This is a genomic window from Ligilactobacillus aviarius (genome assembly GCF_001654615.1).
GTDB classification, from domain to species: domain Bacteria; phylum Bacillota; class Bacilli; order Lactobacillales; family Lactobacillaceae; genus Ligilactobacillus; species Ligilactobacillus aviarius_B.
Genome location: NZ_LWUD01000022.1, coordinates 1 through 23,269, shown reverse-complemented (window position 1 = coordinate 23,269; position 23,269 = coordinate 1). Strand labels below are relative to the sequence as shown.

18 protein-coding genes and 1 tRNA gene are annotated in these 23,269 nt (G+C 40.6%); 14 read left to right on the top strand and 5 right to left on the bottom strand.

Going from position 1 to position 23,269, the window contains the following annotated elements:
- Window positions 1-20: 20 nt before the first annotated feature.
- Both eno and A3O17_RS04650 read left to right on the top strand, forming a co-directional pair.
- Window positions 21-1,304, top strand: coding sequence for a phosphopyruvate hydratase (gene eno / locus A3O17_RS04655; protein ID WP_064208136.1), 1,284 nt, complete (start codon window positions 21-23; stop codon window positions 1,302-1,304).
- 88 nt (window positions 1,305-1,392) lie between these two features.
- The gene (locus A3O17_RS04650) at window positions 1,393-3,651 is read left to right on the top strand and encodes an HAD-IC family P-type ATPase (RefSeq protein ID WP_057827222.1); all 2,259 of its coding nucleotides are present in this window, start codon (window positions 1,393-1,395) and stop codon (window positions 3,649-3,651) included.
- A gap of 89 nt (window positions 3,652-3,740) precedes the next feature.
- On the opposite strand, the gene A3O17_RS04645 is transcribed toward A3O17_RS04650, so the two are convergent.
- Both A3O17_RS04645 and A3O17_RS04640 read right to left on the bottom strand, forming a co-directional pair.
- Window positions 3,741-5,657 carry a M13 family metallopeptidase gene (locus A3O17_RS04645; protein WP_064212765.1) on the bottom strand — a complete coding sequence of 639 codons (1,917 nt, stop codon included), beginning with the start codon at window positions 5,655-5,657 and terminating at the stop codon, window positions 3,741-3,743.
- A 466-nt stretch (window positions 5,658-6,123) separates the two neighbouring features.
- Window positions 6,124-6,196: transfer RNA gene (locus tag A3O17_RS04640), tRNA-Lys, on the bottom strand.
- 185 nt (window positions 6,197-6,381) lie between these two features.
- Here A3O17_RS04640 and A3O17_RS08000 point away from each other — a divergent pair.
- The 8 genes from A3O17_RS08000 (at window position 6,382) to A3O17_RS04605 (ending at window position 14,796) form a co-directional block, all read left to right on the top strand.
- Window positions 6,382-6,555, top strand: coding sequence for a hypothetical protein (locus A3O17_RS08000; protein ID WP_318529082.1), 174 nt, complete (start codon window positions 6,382-6,384; stop codon window positions 6,553-6,555).
- Window positions 6,555-6,899: a GNAT family N-acetyltransferase gene (locus A3O17_RS04635; RefSeq protein ID WP_318529096.1), complete on the top strand. Its 345-nt coding sequence runs from the start codon at window positions 6,555-6,557 to the stop codon at window positions 6,897-6,899. The genes A3O17_RS08000 and A3O17_RS04635 overlap by 1 nt, the downstream gene beginning before the upstream one ends.
- Before the next feature lie 758 nt (window positions 6,900-7,657).
- Window positions 7,658-8,374, top strand: coding sequence for a response regulator YycF (gene yycF / locus A3O17_RS04630; protein ID WP_064212764.1), 717 nt, complete (start codon window positions 7,658-7,660; stop codon window positions 8,372-8,374).
- Between the two features lie 27 nt (window positions 8,375-8,401).
- A complete protein-coding gene (walK, locus tag A3O17_RS04625) occupies window positions 8,402-10,300 on the top strand; it encodes a cell wall metabolism sensor histidine kinase WalK (protein WP_057827226.1) in 1,899 nt (632 codons plus the stop codon).
- Window positions 10,290-11,621: a YycH family regulatory protein gene (locus A3O17_RS04620; protein ID WP_064208140.1), complete on the top strand. Its 1,332-nt coding sequence runs from the start codon at window positions 10,290-10,292 to the stop codon at window positions 11,619-11,621. Before walK ends, A3O17_RS04620 begins: the two co-directional genes overlap by 11 nt.
- 15 nt (window positions 11,622-11,636) lie before the next feature.
- Complete coding sequence (locus tag A3O17_RS04615; protein ID WP_064212763.1) at window positions 11,637-12,431, top strand: two-component system regulatory protein YycI; 795 nt, start codon at window positions 11,637-11,639, stop codon at window positions 12,429-12,431.
- A 41-nt stretch (window positions 12,432-12,472) separates the two neighbouring features.
- Complete coding sequence (locus tag A3O17_RS04610; protein WP_064212762.1) at window positions 12,473-13,261, top strand: MBL fold metallo-hydrolase; 789 nt, start codon at window positions 12,473-12,475, stop codon at window positions 13,259-13,261.
- A gap of 209 nt (window positions 13,262-13,470) precedes the next feature.
- Window positions 13,471-14,796, top strand: a complete 1,326-nt coding sequence (locus A3O17_RS04605; protein ID WP_057827230.1) for a S1C family serine protease — start codon at window positions 13,471-13,473, stop codon at window positions 14,794-14,796.
- A gap of 165 nt (window positions 14,797-14,961) precedes the next feature.
- Here the strand turns inward: A3O17_RS04605 and A3O17_RS04600 are convergent, their stop codons facing one another.
- Complete coding sequence (locus A3O17_RS04600; protein ID WP_057827231.1) at window positions 14,962-15,147, bottom strand: hypothetical protein; 186 nt, start codon at window positions 15,145-15,147, stop codon at window positions 14,962-14,964.
- 447 nt (window positions 15,148-15,594) lie between these two features.
- On the opposite strand from A3O17_RS04600, the gene rlmH reads away from it, so the two are divergent.
- The 3 genes from rlmH to A3O17_RS04585 all read left to right on the top strand — a co-directional run bounded on the left by rlmH (window position 15,595) and on the right by A3O17_RS04585 (window position 18,196).
- Window positions 15,595-16,074 carry a 23S rRNA (pseudouridine(1915)-N(3))-methyltransferase RlmH gene (gene rlmH / locus A3O17_RS04595; protein ID WP_057827232.1) on the top strand — a complete coding sequence of 160 codons (480 nt, stop codon included), beginning with the start codon at window positions 15,595-15,597 and terminating at the stop codon, window positions 16,072-16,074.
- A 94-nt stretch (window positions 16,075-16,168) separates the two neighbouring features.
- Window positions 16,169-17,743 (top strand): Nramp family divalent metal transporter, encoded by a 1,575-nt coding sequence (locus tag A3O17_RS04590; RefSeq protein ID WP_057827233.1) that lies wholly within the window; start codon window positions 16,169-16,171, stop codon window positions 17,741-17,743.
- Between the two features lie 12 nt (window positions 17,744-17,755).
- A complete protein-coding gene (locus tag A3O17_RS04585) occupies window positions 17,756-18,196 on the top strand; it encodes a universal stress protein (protein WP_057906315.1) in 441 nt (146 codons plus the stop codon).
- A gap of 113 nt (window positions 18,197-18,309) precedes the next feature.
- On the opposite strand, the gene A3O17_RS04580 is transcribed toward A3O17_RS04585, so the two are convergent.
- Window positions 18,310-19,761, bottom strand: coding sequence for an APC family permease (locus A3O17_RS04580; RefSeq protein ID WP_057827235.1), 1,452 nt, complete (start codon window positions 19,759-19,761; stop codon window positions 18,310-18,312).
- Window positions 19,762-19,960: 199 nt separating this feature from the next.
- Between A3O17_RS04580 and A3O17_RS04575 the strand changes: the two genes are divergently transcribed.
- Complete coding sequence (locus A3O17_RS04575) at window positions 19,961-22,075, top strand: putative ornithine decarboxylase (RefSeq protein ID WP_064212761.1); 2,115 nt, start codon at window positions 19,961-19,963, stop codon at window positions 22,073-22,075.
- Between the two features lie 125 nt (window positions 22,076-22,200).
- On the opposite strand, the gene A3O17_RS04570 is transcribed toward A3O17_RS04575, so the two are convergent.
- On the bottom strand, window positions 22,201-23,094 hold the full coding sequence (locus A3O17_RS04570) for a LysR family transcriptional regulator (protein ID WP_057827237.1): 894 nt from the start codon (window positions 23,092-23,094) through the stop codon (window positions 22,201-22,203).
- Between the last annotated feature and the right edge of the window lie 175 nt (window positions 23,095-23,269).

Sequence of the window (23,269 nt, the reverse complement as noted above, 5' to 3'; positions counted from 1 at the left end):
AATCTTTAGGAGGAATTTTCATGGTTTATATTGATAAAGTCAAGGCGCTTGAAGTATTTGATTCTCGTGGTAATCCAACTGTTGAAGCTACGGTTATTTTATCAGATGGGGTTTCAGGGAAGGCTGAAGTTCCATCAGGAGCATCAACTGGTGAGTTAGAAGCAGTTGAACTACGTGATGGGGGTTCACGGCTAGATGGTAAAGGTGTTTTAAAAGCTGTAAAGAATGTAAACACTGAAATTAATGACGCATTACATGGGCTTGATCCATTCAATCAAGGTCATATTGATCAAGTAATGATTGATTTGGATGGAACTCCTAATAAGGCACGTTTAGGTGCTAATGCTATTTTAGGCGTTTCAATGGCTGTTTGTCGAGCAGCTGCTAATGAAACTCACCAACCGTTATATCGGTATTTAGGTGGGACTGATTTAGAATTGCCACAAACATTTCATAATGTAATTAATGGTGGCGAACATGCTGACAATAATATTGATATGCAAGAGTTTATGATTACGCCAGTGGAACGGACAAGTTTCCGCGATGGATTTGAAAAAATTGTAAATACTTATCATACATTGAAAAAAGTCCTTGAAGATGAAGGATATTCAACAGGATTAGGTGATGAAGGTGGTTTTGCACCAAACCTTAATTCTTCCGAAGAAGCCCTGCAAATGTTACATGATGCAATTGTTAAAGCTGGTTACACACCCGGAAAGGAAATTGCGATTGCCTTTGATGCTGCAGCTTCATATTTCTATAACAAAGATAAAAAGGTTTATGAATTGGAAGGTAACACATATACTGCTGATGAATTGGGCGAATATTATGGCAAGTTGTTAAAGGAATTCCCAGAAATCATTTCAATTGAAGACCCATATAGTGAAGATGATTGGGAGAACTTTGCTAAATTTACCAAGAATTATGGTGACCGAGTTCAAATTGTGGCTGATGATCCAGTATGTACAAATCCTAAACTGATCCGGAAAGCAATTGAAATGGGAATGGCAAACAGTATTTTAATTAAATTAAATCAAATTGGAACAGTTACGGAAACATTAGAAGCAATTCGGTTGGCACGCAAGAATGGCTATACAACAATGATGTCACACCGTTCAGGTGAAACGGGAGACACGTTCGTTGCAGACTTTACCGTTGCAACGAATGCAGCTGAATTGAAATCTGGAGCTCCAGCACGGTCTGAACGGGTTGAAAAGTATAACCAATTATTGAGAATTGAAAACCAGCTTGGAGAAGATGGAACACGTTTAGCTCACTTCCCTAACGATGTTGACTTTGATTAAACTAAATAATAATTATTGCAGACATATGTAGATGTGTGAGGAGTGATGGAATGTCACCCCTCATATTTTTTACTAGGAGGTAAAATTTATGTTACACGGGTTAAGTAAATCAGAGGTACAAAAGAGGCAAAGAAAATATGGACTTAATCTTGTAGAGGGATCTCATTTTAACTTGTTTCGAAAAATTATGTCGGGATTATGGGGCTTTTCAGCATGGGTGTTGGAGTTTGCATTAATAGTAGAGATTATTTTAAAAGAATATACGCAAGTATTTTTTATTTTATTACTTTTACTTTTTGCTGCAGTAAATGGAGCCTTACAACAAAAGCGTACACAACAATTATTGGCTCCTTTAAAAAAAGATTTAAAGATTCACGTACGAGTTTTGCGTGATGATAAATGGCAAATAATCTCTGCTGACCAATTAGTTCCAGGAGACATTATTAGTTTAAAGCAAGGGGAAATCCTTCCGGCAGATGTAACTTTAATTTCTGGAAAAATAGGAACGGATGAAAGTTCGATTACTGGAGAATCAGCTATGATTCTTCATGATGAAAACAGTGAAGTTTTGTCAGGGGTTAATGTAATTTATGGGGCAGGAATAGCAAGAGTAATTAGAACAGGTAATGATAGTAGAGTCGGGAAAACAGTGAACTTAACAAAAGAACAAAAGGCTAACGATGGTAAATTACAATTTTTGTTGGGAAAAATAATTCATTATTTAGCAATTATCGATACGGTTCTGGTTCTCATATTGTTTACAATTACAATCGTGCGCCATCAAAACATTATTAATATATTACCTTTGATGGCTTTGTTGTTTATTGCGACAATTCCAATAGCAATGCCTTCAAGCTTTAGTATTGCTAATTCTGTAGAAGCAAATGTGTTAGCAAAGGAAAAAGTTTTGGTTAACAAATTAGAAAGTATTCAAAATGCGGCTAATATTGATTTGTTAATGTTAGATAAAACAGGAACACTAACAGATTCAACTTTTGAATTAACAAAAATCCATAATTTTAGTGTATATGAGGATGATGATATTCTAGCATTAGCAAAATCAGCCACTAATAAAATTTCTCCTAGTAATTTGGAAAAGGTATTTCAACGAATGAAAATCAGGCGAAATAATTTAAAAATTTTAAATTTTAATCCATTTGATATTAATAAGAAATATTCAAATTCTAATGTTATTTTTAATGGAAAAAGACTTGATGTAAAATTAGGATCACCAATTAATCTAATGTCTTCTTCAGACTGGTTTAAATATGTGAAAAAATTAAATAATAAAGTTGTTGCAATGACTATTAATGGCAAACTAGCAGCCATATTCGAAATGACGGATCATCTTCGTTTAGATACACGCCAAACAATATGTGAATTGCAAAAGAGAGCAATAAAACCAATGATTATAACAGGTGATAATTTTATAGCTGCTCAAAGAATTGTTCAAAAATTAAAAATAAAAGGAAAAGTAGTAGAGGTATCAGAGTTAAGCACCATTCAAAATATTAAGGAAGTTTCGGCAATATGTGAAGTTCTTCCTGAAGACAAATTAATGATTTTAAAGCTTTTGAAAAATAAGGGTTATGTTGTTGGAATGGTAGGTGATGGAATGAATGATGCACCTGCCTTAAAAGCAGCAGATGTTGGAATTGCAACATCAAATGCAGTTGATTTGGCTAAGCAATCAGCGGGAATAATTATGCAAAAGGAAGGGATTGGTTCAATTACAGATATTTTAGATAGCGGACATCGAGTTTATCAAAGAATGATGACATGGACGATAACCAAACTGTCAAGAACAGCTCAATTAGCAATTTTATTAACTTTAGGATATTGGATTGCTAATTTTATCCCAATAAATTTGAATGCAATTGTTTTGGTTGCAATTTTGAATGATTTAGTAACGATGGTTTTAGGAACAGATAATACTAATATTTCATATAATCCTGAAAGATGGAATATGCAAAAACTAATAAAAATATCATTGATTTTTACGATAGGATGGGTACTTAGTGGAATGCTATTGTTTATAGGATTATTTAAGTTAAATATTATGCCACCAAAAATAGGTACAATAATGTTTTTATTTTTGATATTTAGCGCGATGTTAACAATCCTAATGACAAGAACAAGAAAAGCTTTTGAAAAAGGAAAACCGAGTAAGATGGTTTTGGCAGTCATTATAATCAATTGTATTTTTGTTTCAGTGTTATCAATTTTTGGCAAAGTGGTATATCCAATATCATGGAAATGGGTTTTAATAATTTTTATTGGAACACTTGGATTAGCAGTAATAATTGATGCAATTAAAGTTAAGTATTACAACAATATTGATGATTAAAACTATATAATTATGTAAAAGAGATTGTGATTTAATAAGCATCACAATCTCTTTTTTGAAATAATATAATTTTTTCTTTAAATTTTAAATTACCAAATATTAACCCGCTTATCCGGTGCTAAGTACATCCCATCACCTTCGTGGACGTCAAAGGTCGTGTAGAAATCATCAAGGTTTTTCGGTTGAATGTTTGCCCGTAAGACGTGCGGAGCATGAACATCGATGTTAAGCAACAGTTTCATCCGTTCCATTGATGCTTTCATCCGCCAAATTCGCGCCCAATTAATAAAGAATGCTTTCAGATCTGGTTGGGCTTCGCCTTTTGCGGCTTCAAGCGCACAGCTTAAACCGCCGGCATCGGCAATGTTTTCCGAAACAACCAATTTGCCGTTAACTTTTCCGGCTTCGGTTTCAAGGCCGTCAAATTCATTGATCATGTCTTGAGCAAGGCCTTGGAAATGCTTCAGGTCGGCTTCAGTCCACCAGTTGTGCAGATTTCCTTTTTCATCAAATTGCGCACCGTTATTATCAAAGGCGTGAGAGATTTCGTGGGCAATTACCGCCCCGATTCCGCCATAGTTCGCACTTGCTGATTGATGCAAGTCATAAAATGGCGCTTGTAAAATTGCTGCTGGGAAAACGATCACGTTAAATTGCGGATCGTAGTAGGCGTTGACCATGTGTGCTGGCATTTGCCATCTTGTCCGGTCAACTTGTTTACCCCACCGGCTGTAATGATCAGCAAGAACGATTTCGCTAAAGGATTGGGCATTGTCAAGTAAGCTAAGCTGTTCATTAACCTTGAATTTCTTATATAACGGATCGAGTTCATCCGGATAACCAACGTTGATGCCTAATGCATCCAGCTTAACGATGGCCTGTTTGCGGGTCGATTCACTTAACCAATCATTGTTTTCAAGGCGGTGCTTATAGACATCGACCATTTGGTGAACCATGTGTTCAACGTCTGCTTTGGCATCCGGACTGAAGTACTTATGAGCGTAGTAAAGACCAACGATCTGATCAAACCGGTTGCCGGCAAGGTAGTAAGCGGCTTTTTGTGGTTTCATGGCTTCCTTTGATCCAGAAATTGACCGGGAAAACTCGCCGCCGGTTACCCGAAAATCATCTGTTAAGTAACTTGTAACGCCGGTTAAAGTATTAACGAGCAACCAGCTCTTAAAGTTTTCAAAGGTGTCCGGGTTGACGATTTCATCAAGGGCTTCATAATACTTCGGCTCTTCGACGATAACCTGATCAGGAGTGTTCTTGATCAAGGCTTCGGTGTATTTTCCTAAATTAAGGTAAGAACTAAACTTCTTAAAGTCTTCGAATGAATATGGATTGTACATCTTCGGATAATCTGCCCGTTCAGTACTGTCCTTTTCGTGCGGTGCAAGTGAGCGGTCAAACGTTAATGCCCGTTCAAGGTGAGCCTGAGCGGTGGCTTCATCATAGCCGGCCATCTTAAAAAGTTTCATGACCATTGATGAGAAGACGGCAATCAATGCTTTCCCGTTTTCATTATCATCGGCGTAGTATGTTTTATCTGGGAGAATTAATGAAGGAACTGAAGCGTAGAGCGCATAGCGATCGGTATTTTTCATGTCGCTTGCGACGTAAAGTTGGAACGGGGCTTCATAACCCTTCATTGTGAGCTCAACAGCTTTGGTTTCCCAGTCGTTCCAGTCTTTCAGCTTTTCAACGCGTTCCATAAATTTTTTAGCGGGGGTGAACCCGTCGGCATTCCGCTTTTCAAAATCTGAAGCCAAGCGATAATATTTAATGAATTCATTTAAATATTGGTCTTCAGGTTGAACGGTTCCATCCAACATTTCACCAAAATCATGCATTAATGTTTTTTCAATGTGATCGGCCAGGTCTTGAAAACCGCCTGTTGTAGCTTTGTCAGCAGGAATCTTAGCGGTTTTAAGCCATTCGCCGTTTACGGCCATATAAAGGTCGTCTTTAATTAATTGTTCATTGATTTGTTCTTTTGCAGCCATAAAATGACCTCCTTATATAGGATATTTTACCCATTTAAATTCAGAGCGACAAGCGGGCAAACAAAAAGCCAAACAATCGTTAGGCTCTGTCCCACTGCAAACAGAACCTTCACCGATTGTTTGGCCGATCATTAACTATTTATTTTGGCTGCATGAGCATTTTGCATTTGGGTTATTCTTGCAGTTGCAAGCTTTGCCATCTGCACATCCGCATTTGCAGTTGCATTGACATTGATTTGCGTTCATTGAACACCCTTCTTTGAATTTCAATCTTTTATTTTCAAATTAAAGAAGGGGCCTCGACCCTGACTTGAAAACATTATTCCCAAACATGGTCACTTGTTTACCATCTAACACAGGGCTTCTAACTCCTTCCACCCTTAATTATATGCAGTTTGGGAATGGGTGCAAAGAAAAAGAACTGGGTAAAACAAAAAAGCCGTGACCACATCACGACTTTCACTGATGGGTGGTCAGGGGATCGAACCCTGGACCCACGGATTAAGAGTCCGTTGCTCTGCCAGCTGAGCTAACCACCCATAAATCTTTAATTGATAAGTGATAAGAACTTTTCACATCTCATCGACGATTAATATAATATCAAGGATAGAGGATGAATGCAAGCTTTTTTTGAAATTTTTTTTGAGAATTTTGAAAAAAGGCTTAAAAACGGCTAAACTAAGGGATAAATTAATTTTTGAAAAAGAAGAAATGAGGAATTAAAATGAATTTAATTTACCTGCGACCCGCTACTCAACGCGATCTACCATCAATTATGGCAATTATTCATGAAGCCCAAGCGCTCTTAAAAAACGACGGGAGTCCGCAATGGCAAGACGGTTACCCGACTGAGGAAGTTTTTCAAACTGATATTCAGCGAAATGAATGCTTTGTTTAATGGTAAATGATCAAGTTGCGGGAGTAGCGACCCTGGCACATGATCCGCAGGCTAACTACCAAAATATCAGTGATGGTCACTGGGACGTAACTGATCAACCGTATGCCACGATTCATCGGTTAGCATTGTCATCTGAATTTCGAGGAATGCATTTGAGTAATTATTTGATGAGTAACTTAATTTCGATTGGAGTCGAACAGGGCATGCAGAATTTTAGAATCGATACCCATGCAATGAATAAACGGATGCAGGGCTTGATCAAATCAGCTGGATTTCATTATTGCGGAATGATTGACAAGGGCGATGAAGTCCAAGAACGGTTAGGATATGAATTGAATTTATAAAGGAAGGTGTGACAAAACGTCAAAAACGAGCGTGGTGGAAGTAGAAAAGCGAACGAATCGCGTCAGCATAGATTCGGAACTTTTCGAACTTCACTAGCTTCGCGTCGTAGCTCGTTTGTTTTGGAATCCGATGATGTAAAAAGGCTGGACTTTCGTCACAGCCTTTTACTTTTTGTTCTGTGTTTTTATCGCATCTAGAATTGCTTTCCAACCCTTCATCAATAAAGCCGAAAGCTGGTAAAAATCAAAACCGCCATGTGAAGTTAATCTAAATCATCCAAGTATGAGGTAACAGAAGTTAACTTGAATACTTAAAGCACCTTCGTGTAAATTAATAAAAACTCCGGAGATGATTATTAATTTGACCATGTAAGTTTTAAAATTTGCCAACTGTGAGCGTAGTTAATAGTAAAGGGGAGAATGTATGATTTATTCCTTGAAAGCTCAGTGACAAATTCGTTGGAGAATGTATAAAAGAAGTCAATTTGTCATCTTTGCTTTAAGTGAAAATCACTAACTACTTTCACTAATCGTTTTATAAATGAAAACTTTGAAAACCAAGCCTAGAGCTTAACTGTATTATAGCATAGTTTTCAAAATGTTCGGTTAGAATTTCGAATGAAGATCACTGTCTTTTCGTGGTTTGGTTTTCATTCGGCGATGATTTATAATAGAAACTGAGAATTTTTCAATTCGATGAGGCGAGTGATTATTTAATAGTCGCTGAAAACCCATTTTAATGGGGGAGGTATTTGCTTATGAAAAAGATTTTAGTTGTCGATGATGAAAAACCAATTTCCGATATTATTAAGTTTAATTTGAAAAAAGAAGGCTATGATGTTTACACTGCCTATGATGGTGAAGAAGCCTTGCAAAAAGTTGAAGAAGTTAATCCTGATTTGATTCTTTTGGACCTGATGTTGCCCAAGATTGATGGACTGGAAGTTGCCCGTGAAGTGCGCAAGACTCACAACATGCCGATTATTATGGTTACGGCTAAGGATGCCGAAATTGATAAGGTTTTAGGTCTTGAAATGGGGGCTGACGATTACGTAACCAAGCCGTTTTCAAACCGGGAATTAGTTGCCCGGGTCAAGGCAAACTTACGGCGGCAATCAGCCACAATGGCAGAAGCGCAAGCTGCAGAAGAAGAAAGTAAAAACAATGACATTGCAATTGGTGACCTTGTAATTTACCCGGATGCCTACGTGGTTTCAAAGCGGGGCGAAAAGATCGAATTGACCCACCGGGAATTTGAATTGCTTTACTACTTAGCAAAGCACATTGGTCAGGTAATGACCCGGGAACATTTGCTTCAAACCGTATGGGGATACGATTATTTTGGTGATGTTCGGACCGTTGATGTTACGGTTCGCCGGTTGCGTGAAAAAATTGAAGATAATCCGAGCCGGCCAATTTGGCTAGTGACCCGGCGCGGAGTTGGATACTACTTGCGGAATCCAGAAACAAATTAAAATTAAATCAAAAGGATTGAGATCAAAGTGAGTGAAGAAAAACAAAACGTTAAAGAAGAAAAGCTTCACTTTTTCCAATCGATCCACTTTAAAATTGCCCTGGTATTTGCGCTTTTACTGTTAATTGCGTTTCAAATTGTCGGGGCTGTTTTTATTCAGCGATTGAAAAGTGATAACTTAAAAACATTTAAACAACGGGTCGAATTGTCGTCGTACGTTGATAATTCGCTTGCCCAAAATTTGAGTTCAAGCGACACGCAAAAGGCGAATGCCAAGATCCGAACGATTCTGGAAGACGTTAATAACAGCAATATTACTGATGTTCAGGTTGTTGATGCGAAAGGAAACATTCGGGGCGATAACGACGTTGATAAGCGCTCTTTAGTCGGACAGCGGACAACTGATAGTGACATTAAGCAGGTTTTATATAACGGACGGACATATTCAAAAATGACGTATGACCGCAGCGACAATAAACGGTATTATATTTCAATTACCCCGTTATTCAGTTCAACAGGGAATACGAACGCGGTTGTGGGGGCGGTTTATATCCGTGCCAGTCTTGAAAGTGTTTATGATTCGTTGAACAATGTAACGGCGATTTTTGCTACGGCAGCGCTGATTGCGACGGTCATCGGGCTTTTGCTGGCAATTATTTTATCAAGTGCGATTACCAGACCAATCGATGAAATGAAGAAGCAGACTGCCCGGATCGCAAAGGGCGATTATTCAGGGCAGGTTCATGTGTACGGGAAAGACGAACTGGGGCAATTGGCAGAGGCCGTCAATAACCTTTCAGTACGGGTTGAAGAGTCGCAGGAACAGTCAGAGTCCGAGCGGCGCCGGCTAGATTCGGTGCTGACGCACATGTCTGACGGGGTTATTGCGACAAACCGCCGTGGAAAAGTTAACATTATTAACCAGGCAGCATGCGATTACCTTGATGTAAATGAAGAAGATACCCTCGGCAAATCAATTTTGGATGTTCTTGATATTCGCGAAGACTACACGTTGCACGATTTACTTGAAAATCAGGAGGAAATTACGCTGGACATGTCGGCGGATGATCACGATCAGATTTTGCATGCGTACTTCTCGCTCATTCAACGGGAATCCGGCTTTATTTCGGGAATCGTTTGTGTCTTGCGGGATGTAACCGAACAGGAAAAAATCGACCGTGAATTGCGGCAATTTGTTTCAAACGTTTCGCACGAATTACGGACACCATTAACAAGTATGCGCAGTTATATTGAAGCGTTAAATGACGGTGCGTGGAAAGATCCGGAAGTTGCACCTTCCTTCTTAAAGGTAACGCAAGAAGAAACGGACCGGATGATTCGGATGATCAATGATTTGCTGAAACTATCCCGGATGGATTCGGGACGGGTCAAGCTTGATCTTGAACTGGTCAACTTGAATGAACTGTTTAACTATGTTCTTGACCGGTTTGAAATGATGCTTGAAAAGGACAATAACGATACGCATTCAACCAAGTCGAAGAACTATACGATCAAACGCGACTTTACCAAGAAAGATCTTTGGGTTGAAATTGACACGGATAAGTTTATTCAGGTAATTGATAATATCATGAATAATGCGATCAAGTATTCGCCAAATGGCGGGGTAATTACGTGCCGGTTATTAGAAACCCAAAATCATGTTATTTTGAGCATTTCAGATCAAGGATTAGGAATTCCAAAGAAGGATCTGAACCACGTCTTTGACCGGTTCTTCCGGGTCGATAAGGCGCGGTCACGGGCTCAAGGCGGAACCGGTTTAGGATTGGCCATTTCAAAGGAAGTTATTGAAATGCACCACGGTAAGATTTGGGCCGATAGTGTTGAAGGCCAGGGAACGACATTCTACATCTCCCTTCCATACCATGAATATGACGATGATGAGGAGGATCTTTGGGATGAAAATTAAAAAGTATTTACTGCACATTGGGCTTTTAATTGCAGTGGTGGTCAGTTTAGTTTTCTCAGCCATTATTTGGATCGATCCGGCAACTTTTCATCGAAATACGACCCAGACGACCACGACGAATGAATCGGGCAATTCAGCGGATGCAACGGTTCACTATGACCTGGCAGATGTTTATTCGCCAACGGGAATTGCAATAACGCAAAATAAGCAGCAAACGCAATTAACGAGTAGTAAGGATAACTTGATCAGTGACCTTTGCAAGGATTTACGGAAAATCAAGGTTCAGCAGATCACGGTTCAAAACGATAAGGACTTTAATACGTACCGCAAAGACTTGCTTGAAAATGACAACATTATCTTGTCATATTCTAATCAGGTATCGATCGGGCTTTTTGAAAAGCTGATTGGGCGTTCAGAGATTGCCAAGCAGTATGAAAATCAACGGTTTCAGCATATTGTGCTACCAACGGCTAATCACCGGGAAATTTATTTGCTAAATGATATGAACTATAAGGTATACAAGTTGCGATTAAAGACTTCGATCCCGGAAGAAGTATACCGGCGGGTGACAGCGAAGGATATTCAACAAACACCGATCGAATACCAGGAAATCAGTAAAGGTCATTATATTAAGAATTATCCGAAGGGCGTAACGGTTTCGAAATACAGTTACTTAATCAATAAGGAAAATTCGAGTTTATTTGTGACGCACTTATTAGGGGCTTCAAGTTCAAACTCAATTGCGACTAAGGAACACGACGGGGTCACAACGTATACAACGGATAACGGCCAACGATTGGTTATTAACAGTAAGGATGGGACGGTCAACTATGTCCGTGAGGGCCGTGCAAATGAAGATAAAAAAGTTAGTTTCAATGATGCCCTTAAAGACGGGTTTGATAATTTAAGCCACTTAGGGGTCTCATTAGATGATGTTCGGTATCAAAACTATGATGAAAGCCATCATCAAGTGACGTATCAAAGTTACATTAACGGGTACCCGATCATCTCGCCGAACTTTTATGGGACATATGAGATTGGAATGCAACCGAACGGCGCAACGGAGTATCGATTCTCGGTTGATGATCTGCAAGTTCCGTTACCGAATAATAATCAAACCGTTAATTTGCCGCCGACCAGTCAAGTCTTGCAAACGTTGAAGAGCAAAAATTATAACCTGGGAAAAGTAAAGAACATTATTGTCGGCTATCAATGGACCCAAAATGCTGGTTCACAAATGGTTGTTGATCTGACACCGACGTACTTTATCCGGTATAACGGCAACTGGATCAATTACCAAACATTAAGCCAGAATCATTAGTTAGGAGGAGCAAGAATGAATTTTAAACGAATTGAATGGATCTTCTTTGTTGCGTTTATTATGCTGGATGTCTTTCTTGTTTCTTCATACTTCAAACAGGGCCCGATAATGGATGCAACGGTCAATCATCCCGAAAATACCACGGTGTCAGTGCTGAAAAGTATGCGGGATGATCAGATCACGATTGGCGAAACGTCAAATGAAACGGGAACGGGATACTATGTTTCAAGTCCGAATAATGATGATTTGAAAAATAAGGCCGGTCAGCTTCGCTATCAAAGCTGGAGCATGAACGGAAACCTGTTGAATTCAACCTTTGCAACGATGATCAAGGTCAATGCTGATAATCCGCAAAAGGTTTTGAAATCGATCGTGAATGATCCGAATCAAATCATTGATGGGAAGGATTATCAATACAGTAAGGCCCTTTCAACAAAGGATACGATCGTTTATACCCAAAAGGTCAATGACGAACCGTTTTATGATAATGGCGGCCAAATTCGATTCCATCTAAAGAATGGTTATGTTCAAGGATATACCCAGGGACACCTTGATAATTTGCAAACGTTGCGCGGTGCGCGGAAAACGTTGAGTCAAAAACGAGCTTTGATTTGGTTGTACCAGTATAACAAGCTTCCAAGCAACTCAACGGTTGAATCAAGTAACCTGGCGTACTCTAAAATGTTGACGGTTAACGGAAATACAGTTTACATTCCAACCTGGGTTTTTGAAATTAAAAATAACGCTTCCGGAACGATCATTTATCGGCGGATCAATGCCTTTACCGGAGCGGTAATGGATGATAATTAAATTGAAAGGAGTGGATCAGAACGGAAAAACAAGATGACGCAATGCAGGTCAGTATCCTTGCAAGCGGAAGTACGGGAAATGCAACGTACATTGAGACGCCTGAACATCAGGTTTTGATCGATGCGGGTTTATCCGGAAAGAAAATCGAAGAGCTCATGAATTCGATTGGGCGAACGTTAAATGACGTTGACAGCTTATTTGTGACGCATGAACATACAGACCATAGTAAAGGCGTTGGTGTTTTGGCCCGGCGGTATGGAATGGATGTGTATGCCAACCAAAAGACATGGGATGCCATGGCGCCGAAAATTGGGAAAATCAAGCCCGAACAGAAGCATCTTTTAGAAGCAGGAAAAGTACTGTCGCTCGGTGACCTTGATGTTGAAAGTTTCGGCGTATCGCATGATGCGGCTGATCCACAGTTTTATGAAATGCACCATGCAGGCCATTCATTTGCAATCGTAACTGATACGGGATACGTTTCTGAAAGGGTCGAGGGAGTCATCAAGGATGCCGAAGCAATTTTGATGGAATGCAATCACGATACTGAAATGTTGCGAATGGGACCTTATCCATGGGCGTTGAAGCAGCGGATCATGAGTGATACCGGGCACCTTTCAAATGAAGATGGTGCTCGGGCCTTGATCGATGTTTTGGGGAATGATACCAAACAGATTTTTCTTGGTCACCTAAGCAAGGAAAATAACATTAAGGAGTTGGCGCATCTTACGGTTGAAAACATCATGAAACAGCACGATTTGGCCGTTGAGCATGATTTTCATCTTTTGGATACCAGTCCGGATCAGGCAACAGCGCTAATGAAGTTATAATTAATGGGTGATTGAAATTATGCTTAATTAAGACTGCGACCTTCGTCGCGGTCTTTTTTAATAGGGAAAACTGGATTAAATTATCGATTAATTTTTCTTATATTTAGGTTTAAATTTCTTTGATATTTTACGAATATTATTCATAAAGTGTTCAAATTTGGTTTTTATAATCGAAGATATTAAAGTAAGTTAGAAGGGAGTGGATCTTGATGGGTGATAAAAATCAATATAGCGGTGATTATACGGAAAATAATCAGGTCGAACAACCGCAACCGGCACCCCAACGACCAAAGAAGAAAACAATGTCGTTGAAAAAGGTCTTTTTGGTGGCATTAGCCGGCGGTGTCCTTGGCGGTGGAATCGTGATCGGCGGATGCGCAGTTTATAATCGGTATTCCAGTCAGACGGTAACGCAGGATAACCGGAAGGGAAAAACCGTTACGAGCAACATTAAGGTAACGGAAACCAATCAAGCAACCAAAGCGTTTAATAAGGTTAAAAACGCCGTGGTTTCAGTTGAAGCATACTCTTCATCAGATAACTCATTGGATTCGCTTTTTGGGAATTTTGGCGGCGGAAAGAGTGCCAAGGAAACCTCTGAAAGTGAAGGCTCAGGGGTTATTTACAAAAAGTCGGGGAACACAGCATTTATCGTTACGAATAATCACGTTATTGCGGGGTCAAATAAGGTTGAAGTATTAATGAGTAACGGAAAGAAATTACCGGCAACGGTTGTTGGTCATGATGCGATTTCTGATTTGGCGGTTTTGAAGATCAATGCCCAAGATGTTACGGAAGTTGCTTCCTTTGGTAATTCAGATGACATTCAGGTTGGGCAAACCGCCCTTGCGATTGGCTCGCCATTGGGATCTGAATACGCAACCTCGTTGACTGAAGGAATTATTTCAGCCAAGAAGCGGACGATCGACGTTACAAACAGTCAAGGAGTAACAACGGGTCAAGAAACGGTTATTCAAACTGATGCGGCCATTAACCCCGGAAATTCAGGCGGACCATTAATCAACTTGGCTGGTCAGGTAATCGGAATCAACTCAATGAAACTTTCAAGTACGGGAACTGGTTCGGGTTCATCAACTTCGGTCGAAGGAATGGGCTTTGCGATCCCAAGTAATGAAGTTGTATCGATTATTAATCAGTTAGTTGCTAACGGAAAGGTGATTCGGCCAGCATTGGGGATTTCGCTGATTGACTTGAACAATATTCCGGAAGAGCAGCAACAAAGTGTCTTGAAGCTTCCGTCAAGTGTAACGGGCGGAATCGTGGTTGCCAAGATCAATGATAATTCACCGTTGAAAGGATCAGGAATTCAGAAGGGCGATGTAATCGTCAGTCTGGGCGGAAAAAAGGTCACGGGCTTAGCAAGTTTACGTGAAGCACTTTATGCGCATAAGCTTGGCAGTACCGTTGAGATCGGATATTATCATAACGGTCAGGAAAAGACGACCAAGGTTCGATTAACGCTTGAAGCCAACGATCAAAATACGACGGCGGCGTCAAATGAAGATGGAAATTAAATAAAGAAGGTGTGACAAAACGTCAAAAACGAGCGTGGTGGAAGCAGAAAGGCGAACGAATCGCGCCAGCAGAGATTCGGAGGTTTTCGAACTTCCAAGTAGCTCGTTTGTTTTGGAACCCGATTATGCATAAATGAAGAGGCTAGGTATATCCTAACCTCTTTTTTAATACTGATCACAATATTTACAATATGGATGTTGCACGTAGTCTTTCCAAAAATCAGCGTTGATTTCTTGGGTGCGACCACATTTAGTGCAGCGAACGACGTAGTTTGAAGATGAACCGATGATTCCCGGATTAAATGATGGAACCTTAACCAGTTCGAGTGTTTTGGTTAACATTTCTGCCATCTGAAAGCCTTCTTTCACCTATATTATAAGGGATTAATGCTGTTAAGCAAAAATACTTGGCGTCGCGTTTGTTCGGGCCCGAAATGGTAAAAGTTGCGCGACGGGTTGAAAAATGCGTATAATTTAACCAGCAAAACGAAAGTTATCCCCAATTTGTCCCCAAAATTCGTGTGGGAAACGCACAGGAAAATTCTTAAAGTTATCCACAAAGTTGTGAACAGCTGTGCAAAACTGTCAGAATTAGATTGTTTTAATGCGTGGAACTTGCTTTAAAATAAGGATTTGTTAAAGTGTTTCACGCCGATTAAAAGAAATTAATACAGAATCAAAGTTGTGGATGAAGAAAATTTTGAATTCTAAATATGGGGGCGAATTTTTGTTCGTACAAGATATTGATTTGCAAATTGTGGATATGTGGATAACTTTGTGGAAAAGAGTCGATAACCATTGAATATCAAAATTGTCTGTGTTGGTAAATTAAAGGAAAAGTACTTTAAACAAGGGATTGCAGAGTATGCAAAACGGTTAAGCAAATTCTGCAAGTTTCAAATTGTTGAGGTCCCGGATGAAAAGGCGCCGGAAAAATTGAGTGATGCCGAAATGGAAAAGGTCAAAGAAATCGAAGGCGAACGGATCTTGTCAAAGATCAAGGATAAGGAATACGTTTATGCGCTGGCGATTCTGGGAAAGGAACGGACTTCCGAAAAATTTGCGGAAGAAATTAAAGACTTAACGACCTACGGCACAAGCGACATTACGTTTGTGATCGGCGGTTCGTTAGGATTATCACCGGCAGTGTTGAAGCGCGCAAATACTCAAATTTCGTTCGGCCGATTTACGATGCCGCACCAATTAATGCGGCTGGTTTTGACCGAACAGATTTACCGGGCATTTATGATCAATGCTGGAGCACCGTATCATAAATAAGGATAATCGGTAGTAAGTTAGGCGAACAGGCTGAAATTTGAAAAAGTTAGGCTTGCCAAAACTTTTGGTTTTATATACCATATAATTGTAAAATATGAGGGAAAGGGTGAAGAAGATGGCTGAAGAAAAACATCATCTTATCGAGTATGCGAACGGGAAGTCGTTGGAAGAAATCAACGGAACCGTTCATGTTCCAAAGGGAAAAGGATTCTGGCGAACCTTACTAGCATATTCCGGACCAGGTGCACTTGTTGCGGTTGGCTACATGGATCCCGGTAACTGGGCAACATCAATTACTGGAGGGCAAAACTTCCAATACTTGCTGATGTCAATTATCTTGCTGTCAAGTTTGATTGCGATGCTTTTGCAATACATGGCAGCTAAATTGGGAATTGTAACCCAAATGGACCTTGCACAAGCGATTCGGGCACGCACAAGTCGGACTCTTGGAATCATCTTATGGCTGCTGACCGAAATGGCGATCATGGCAACGGATATTGCGGAAGTTATTGGGGCAGCGATTGCGTTGAATCTGCTTTTCCATATTCCGTTAATGATCGCGGTCTTTATTACCGTATTCGACGTTTTACTTCTTTTGTTACTTGCTAAAATTGGATTCCGTAAAATTGAAGCAATCGTTGTTTGTTTAATTTGTGTAATCCTTTTTGTCTTTGCATATGAAGTAATCTTATCAGATCCAAACTGGGGAGCTGCAATTAAAGGATTGATTCCAAGTGCAGGCGTAATGGCAAGTCATCCGTCAATCAACGGGGAAACGCCATTGACCGGTGCTTTGGGAATCATCGGGGCAACCGTTATGCCGCACAACTTGTATCTCCACTCATCAATTTCACAAACCCGTGAACTTGACCACGCAAGCGATGAAGACATCAAGCGGACGATCAAGTTTACAACATGGGACTCAAACATTCAATTAACCGCTGCATTCTTCGTAAATGCATTGCTCTTGATCATGGGGGTTGCGGTTTTCAAGTCAGGTGCAGTTAAGGATACATCATTCTTTGGTTTATTCAATGCATTAAATAGTCCAAGTTTGTTACATAATCATATTTTAGCGTCAGTTGCTCGCACGGGAATTTTGTCAACGTTATTCGCGGTTGCATTATTAGCTTCAGGTCAAAATTCAACCATTACGGGAACGTTGACCGGCCAGGTTATCATGGAAGGTTTCGTTCACATGCGGATGCCATTATGGGCCCGGCGGTTAGTAACACGGTTATTATCAGTTGTTCCGGTTATCCTTTGCGTAATGACGACGAGTGGCGAATCAGTTACTCATCAACACATTGCGATCAATAACTTGATGATCAACTCCCAGGTCTTCTTGTCATTAGCATTACCATTTTCAATGGTTCCATTATTGATGCTGACGAACAGTAAAACCGAAATGGGGCAGTTCCGGAACAGTTTATGGGTTAAGATTGCCGGCTGGATTTCAGTTGTTGCCTTGATTTTCTTAAACCTTCAAGGCCTGCCGGATCAAATGACAGCCTTCTTCAGTGATAACCCAACACCGCACCAGGTTTGGTTAGGTCACATTAGTGCAGATATTATTGGAACGTTGATCGTTCTTTTGCTGATCTGGGTAATTGCTGAATTATGGGCAAGCAACCGGCGAATCAGACGGTCACAGGCAAACGAAAAGTAGAGGGGAAAAAGAATGGCTGAAAAAATTAAAAATATCAAACGAATCTTAGTCGGGGTCGATGATTCGGATGACGCGCAACTCGCTTTCCGGGTTGCAATGCAACGGGCAAAGGAACTCGATGCCACCTTATACATCACATCGATCCTTGAAAAAGATGAAATGAATGTTTATCAAGTGTTGGATGCCGACTACATGCGCCAACAAGTTGAAAAGTTAAAGAAACACATTGAAGACTACCGGAAGATTGCCCTTGAAGCAGGAGTTAAGAAGGTTAAAACGGTAATTGCGGAAGGCGATGCCGGGGAAACGATCATCAAAAAGGTGATTCCCCAAGTTAACCCTGACTTACTTGTCATTGGGGCGTTGGCCAAAGAAGGCCTTGAAAAGTACTTTGGTTCACAAGCCGCTTATATGGCAAAATACTCGCCAATTTCAGTTTTAGTTGTCCGGTAAGGTAAATATATTCAAATAAAGCTCGCAGGAACGAAATTGGTTCCTGCGGGCTTTTTAATTGATATTAAATAAAGTAAACAAAAAATCCATGGCTTTAACCATGGATTTTAATTTTATTCTTCTTTTAATCCTTTACGTTTAACTTCAAGTTTCCGCAATGCAGGAAGTAAGAATCCAAGAACGATCAGGAAGCCAACGGTCAGGAAGTTCATGATCAATTGGTGATTGAATGAAGCGGTTCCTGGGTTAGCGTTTTGCGGAATGAATCCAAGGGTGGCACATACAAACGTGAAGATGAAGCACCACCAACCCATTGCAAGGGCGCCTTTCCGGTTCTTAATGTAAACGTAGTCGGACTTGAATTCGTCCTCGTGCCAGCGAATGGCAATGAATGCGACGAAGACAAGGGCGGTCTTGTATGGTGAAACGATTCCGTTCAGGTTCAATAACCAGTTGTAAATTGAGTTGATACTTGGTAATGTTCCACTCAAGAGCAAGATCAATAAACTGATTCCAGCAGTTAAGATGTAACTGTTAACTGGCCGGCCATTCTTGTTGGTTTTTGTTAACCAGCTTGGCATGTATTTCGAAGCCGTATCACTTGCGAATACCCGACTGGCAGCATCAATTAAGATCGCTAATTGAGCCAGCATGAAGAAGAGTTGAACGAAGGCGAAGACATACATCAAGGTCTTGCCCATGCCGCATTGTTCTCCGAGAAGCCGGAAAGCATAGTATGGACCGTTCATCTTAAAGTCTGATGGAATGTGGTTGGCGTTGAAGAAGACGGCCAATGCTAATGTCCCAAAGATCGTTAAGAAGGCGGTCATTAATGCTAATGCCCACATTGCTTTATGGAAATCTTTACGTGGGTTTTTCAAGCGGCTGATATATGGTGCAGCCAATTCAGCCCCGGACATTGCGAAAATCAAAAGCCCGGTCGTTGAGAAGTAGTGCAGACTAAAGCTTGGCTTGAATGCACTCCAGCTGAAGTGGGTTGCGATGTGTGCGCCGTGTGCAAGTGCCCAAACTGTCATGAAGACGAACAGCATTGAAATCAAGAACATGGCACCCCCGCCGATGATCGACAAAATTTCCAATGAGTTTTTAACTTTGTTTTCGAAAATGATGAACAATAGGATAATAATGAACGTCATTAATCCAAAGGTTGTTGTTGACATGTGTTGGTTCAAGGTTGCGTTTCCTAAAATGATCCAACTGATTGAAACAACAACGGAGTTTGAAACGTCAACCAGGTACGGGATCGTTTGGGTCCAATACATCCATGACGTAACATATCCGAACAGATCGCTGTGGGTCCCACGGCGAATCCAGGAAGCAAGGCCCCCGGCTTCTTCACCGCCGAAAGTTAATCCCAATTGAGTTGCGATCAAAGCATAAGGGATAACGTACGAGAAAAGTAAGAAAATCCATGAAACAACAACTGAAAGCCCTTGGTTTTGAAATGGATAGAAAATATTTTCAAAACTAATGATTGTAACGAAGTCCAGTAGGGCAATTACTGGCCAACTCATATAATGTTTTTTCGGTGCTAAATCATCCATAAATCGAAATTCCCTCTCTTTGTTAAATTTTATTCGGTAATGGATGAATTGCCCGGAGCTTTATTCCAGCTAAAACCAGCATTATACTGCATTTTATTCCTCCTATTGTTATACTAGATATGAAAAAAGATGTACCTTTAATAGTGTAATTCAAAAACAATGTTTATGAAAGATTTTTTCAGAAAAAGAGTGATCGAAAATGAAAATTTTGAAAATTGCTGCGCCGAAGAGTTTGATGCAGTATGTTTCAAAGCAATGGCCAGTCGTTGAACTTGCTTCAACGCTTAAAGGGGCTGAATTAGCTGCCATGGTTGTCAGTGCTGAAAGTGAGGATGAAATGCGGCTTGCAACGGCTGTCCAAGCTAAATCAATGCTGGATATTCCAGTTGTGAAGGTTGATATTACGCAACCGGCTGTTGATATTACCCGGGAAATTGATGCTGCGGCACTGCAATATGAAAAGAAAATGGTTCCGCGATTCTTAACTGACCTAGTTGAATTTGCGGATCGCCGGCCAATCAGCTTTACGACTCCCGGACATCATAATGGAAGATACAATGAAAATCATCCAGCCGGAGTTGTTTTTAACCGGTTCTTTGGCGAAAATATGCTATATGCTGATACAAGTGATACAGTTGCGGAATTAGGCGATACGATGACGCATGCGGGCTCACCATTAGAGGCTGAACAAAAAACTGCAGAGGTTTACCATGCAGATAAAGCATATTTTTGTCCGAACGGAACAACGGGATCGAATGATATTTGCGCAAGCGCGGTTTTACGGCCCGGTGATTTAGTTTTATTTGACCGGAATAATCACAAGTCACTTTATAATGGAGCTTTGATTATGAATGGCGCCAAACCGGTGTATATTCCAACCGATCGCAACGCCTTGGGCTTGATTGGTGAAATGGATCCGCAATTTTTAACGGAGGAAAGATTACGCAAGGAAGCTGCGAAGGTTGATCCGGACAAGGCTGCGCAGAAGCGCCCATTCCGGATGGCAGTTATTCAAGCTGAAACGTATGATGGCGTTTTTTACAACGCAAAGTGGATGCTTGAACGAATCGGGAAGCTATGTGATTACGTTTTGTTTGACTGTGCATGGGGCGGCTTTGAACAGTTTATTGAAATGATGAAGCCGTTGTCACCGTTAGCGCAAGACCTTGGCCCGGATGATCCGGGAATTTTGGTAACCGAATCGCTTCATAAACAACAAACCGGAATGGGATCGGCTTCCCAGATTTTGAAGAAGGATGCCCATATTAAAGGCCAAAAGCGGTACGTTGATCATAAACACTTTAACAATGCTTATTTGAAGTATGTAACTTCGAGTTATAATTACCCGTTATACGCGTCAATGACGGTTAACCCGTACATTGCAAGCGGGAAGAGTAATTTAGCATGGTGGAATGATATTTTGAAACGCGGGATCGAATGGCGCAAAAAGCTGCTTCGAAAATCGAAACTATTCCGACCGCTGGTTCCGCAAACGATTGATGGCCGGAATTGGGAAGAGATTCCAACCGATGAATTAGCAAGTGATTTGAAATACTGGCAATTATCATCCGAAAGCAACTGGCATGGATTTAAGCGGGCCGTTTCAGGGGAAGCCATCATTGATCCGTTGAAATTAACGGTCATGACCCCGGGAATCGATGTTAAGCATGAAGAATATACTGAAAATGGAATTCCGGGAGCAGTCGTTGCTGAATTTTTGACCGAGCACCAAATCTTAAAGGCTAAAGCCGACTTGAATTCGTTGCTGTTCTTGCTGACCCCTGGTGATACGCCAAGTGATTTGGACGCGTTGATGACGGCGTTGCTGGAATTTGAACGGTTATACTTAAACGATGCACCATTGAAACAGGTTTTACCAAAATTAGCACAGGAATATGCTGATCGGTATCAAGGATACACGATTCAGCAATTATGCGATGAAATGCATGCATATTACCGTGCCCACCAGACCTTTAAGTTGCAACAGGCATTGTTTGAAAAGCCCAACATGCAGGATTACGAGATGCAGCCGGCTGACGCGGACCTCGCATTTCGGCACAATGAAAGTGAACTGTGCGACCTGGAGGAAGTTGAAGGCCGGATCGCAATGGAAGGTGCGTTACCGTATCCTCCGGGCGTCTTTATTGTGGCCCCGGGTGAACGGTGGCAAAAGGTCGATTGCGACTACTTTAAGACGTTAGTTGGCGCAATGGAACGGTTTGACGGCTTTGTTCCTGAAATTCAAGGAGTCTATTATCAAAAAGATGATCACGGCAAGATCCATGTGCAGTGTGAGGTTCTGAAAGAAGAATAAAAAAAGAAGGTGTGACAAAACAGTAAAAATGGGCGTGGTGGAAGTAGAAAAGCGAACGAATCGCGGAGCAAAGATTCGGAGGTTTTCGAATTTCCACATAGACCGTTTGTTTTGTCACACCTATTTTATTCATGATATGTTGGTAACCATTCATCAAGCAATTGTAAGTATTCCTTTTCAAAGTAATTGTTATTAAGGTATACCAGGTAAATTGGGTGGGTAATGTTAATGGCATGAAGTTTAACTTCCATTAACGAACCTTCATGGATCTGCCGGGCAACGATTCCGCGGTACATGAAGCTGATCCCGGTTCCCATTTCAAGCACCTGCTTGATGGTTTCAGGGTTACTAATTTGAGTTCGTTGATCAAAATCACTGACTTTTAAGTTTTGGGTTCCTAAAATTTGCTGCATAATGGCGTATGAACCAGAGCCGCTTTCCCGGTAAATCAACGGGAAGTTTAATAATTCCGTTAACTTGTATTCCCGATTTGGATCAAGGCCTAATTTCGGGGATGCAACGGCAATGAATGGTTCGTCAATTAACGGCCGGACCGTAAATTGTTCGGTATCAAAATTTCCTTCGACCAGGGCAAAATCAAGTTTGCCAGAATGGAGTTGATCAAGACATTCCTTGGTATTCATCACATCGCAGTGAAGGATAATTTCAGAATGCCGTTCATTTACGAATGAAATTAAGTCTGGCAACATTGAGTTGGTTAATGATTGGGTTGCTGCCAGGTGCAATGGCCGTTTGTTTTTCGGAATTGCATGTAAATGTTCCTTAAACTTATTACTTTGGGAACGCAACGATTCCACAAATAAGAGAAGCTGCTTTCCTGATTGAGTAAGGTGAAGCTTCCGTTTCTTGTAAGTAAATAACTTTACGTTCAGTTCTTCTTCAAGGTTTTTAAGCTGCTGGGAAACAGCTGGCTGACTGATGTAAAGTTCTTCTGCCGCTTTGGTGTAAGAACCAACTTTGGCAACCGTTAAAAAAGTGATTAATTTGTGATCAAACATAATTTAACCTTCTTCATCGAGATAAACGATACTTATAATCCTATTTTATATGATTAATTTAGATTATTCAACGTCCGAATGAAGGTATTCGGGGATAAAGAAGAACAAAAAAAGAGGCTGTGATCAATCACAACCTCTTTTCGCTTTTAATCTGCTTAATTATTTAAGCATGCTT

Coding starts and splice junctions, on each gene's coding strand:
- A3O17_RS08000 (WP_318529082.1), top strand. CDS start 6,382: ATGAATTTAATTTACCTGCGACCCGCTACTCAACGCGATCTACCATCA.
- A3O17_RS04645 (WP_064212765.1), bottom strand. CDS start 5,657: ATGGCTGCAAAAGAACAAATCAATGAACAATTAATTAAAGACGACCTT.
- A3O17_RS04590 (WP_057827233.1), top strand. CDS start 16,169: ATGAGGGAAAGGGTGAAGAAGATGGCTGAAGAAAAACATCATCTTATC.
- A3O17_RS04620 (WP_064208140.1), top strand. CDS start 10,290: ATGAAAATTAAAAAGTATTTACTGCACATTGGGCTTTTAATTGCAGTG.
- A3O17_RS04650 (WP_057827222.1), top strand. CDS start 1,393: ATGTTACACGGGTTAAGTAAATCAGAGGTACAAAAGAGGCAAAGAAAA.
- A3O17_RS04575 (WP_064212761.1), top strand. CDS start 19,961: ATGAAAATTTTGAAAATTGCTGCGCCGAAGAGTTTGATGCAGTATGTT.
- eno (WP_064208136.1), top strand. CDS start 21: ATGGTTTATATTGATAAAGTCAAGGCGCTTGAAGTATTTGATTCTCGT.
- A3O17_RS04635 (WP_318529096.1), top strand. CDS start 6,555: ATGGTAAATGATCAAGTTGCGGGAGTAGCGACCCTGGCACATGATCCG.
- A3O17_RS04580 (WP_057827235.1), bottom strand. CDS start 19,761: ATGGATGATTTAGCACCGAAAAAACATTATATGAGTTGGCCAGTAATT.
- yycF (WP_064212764.1), top strand. CDS start 7,658: ATGAAAAAGATTTTAGTTGTCGATGATGAAAAACCAATTTCCGATATT.
- A3O17_RS04585 (WP_057906315.1), top strand. CDS start 17,756: ATGGCTGAAAAAATTAAAAATATCAAACGAATCTTAGTCGGGGTCGAT.
- A3O17_RS04600 (WP_057827231.1), bottom strand. CDS start 15,147: ATGGCAGAAATGTTAACCAAAACACTCGAACTGGTTAAGGTTCCATCA.
- A3O17_RS04570 (WP_057827237.1), bottom strand. CDS start 23,094: ATGTTTGATCACAAATTAATCACTTTTTTAACGGTTGCCAAAGTTGGT.
- A3O17_RS04610 (WP_064212762.1), top strand. CDS start 12,473: ATGCAGGTCAGTATCCTTGCAAGCGGAAGTACGGGAAATGCAACGTAC.
- A3O17_RS04605 (WP_057827230.1), top strand. CDS start 13,471: ATGGGTGATAAAAATCAATATAGCGGTGATTATACGGAAAATAATCAG.
- A3O17_RS04615 (WP_064212763.1), top strand. CDS start 11,637: ATGAATTTTAAACGAATTGAATGGATCTTCTTTGTTGCGTTTATTATG.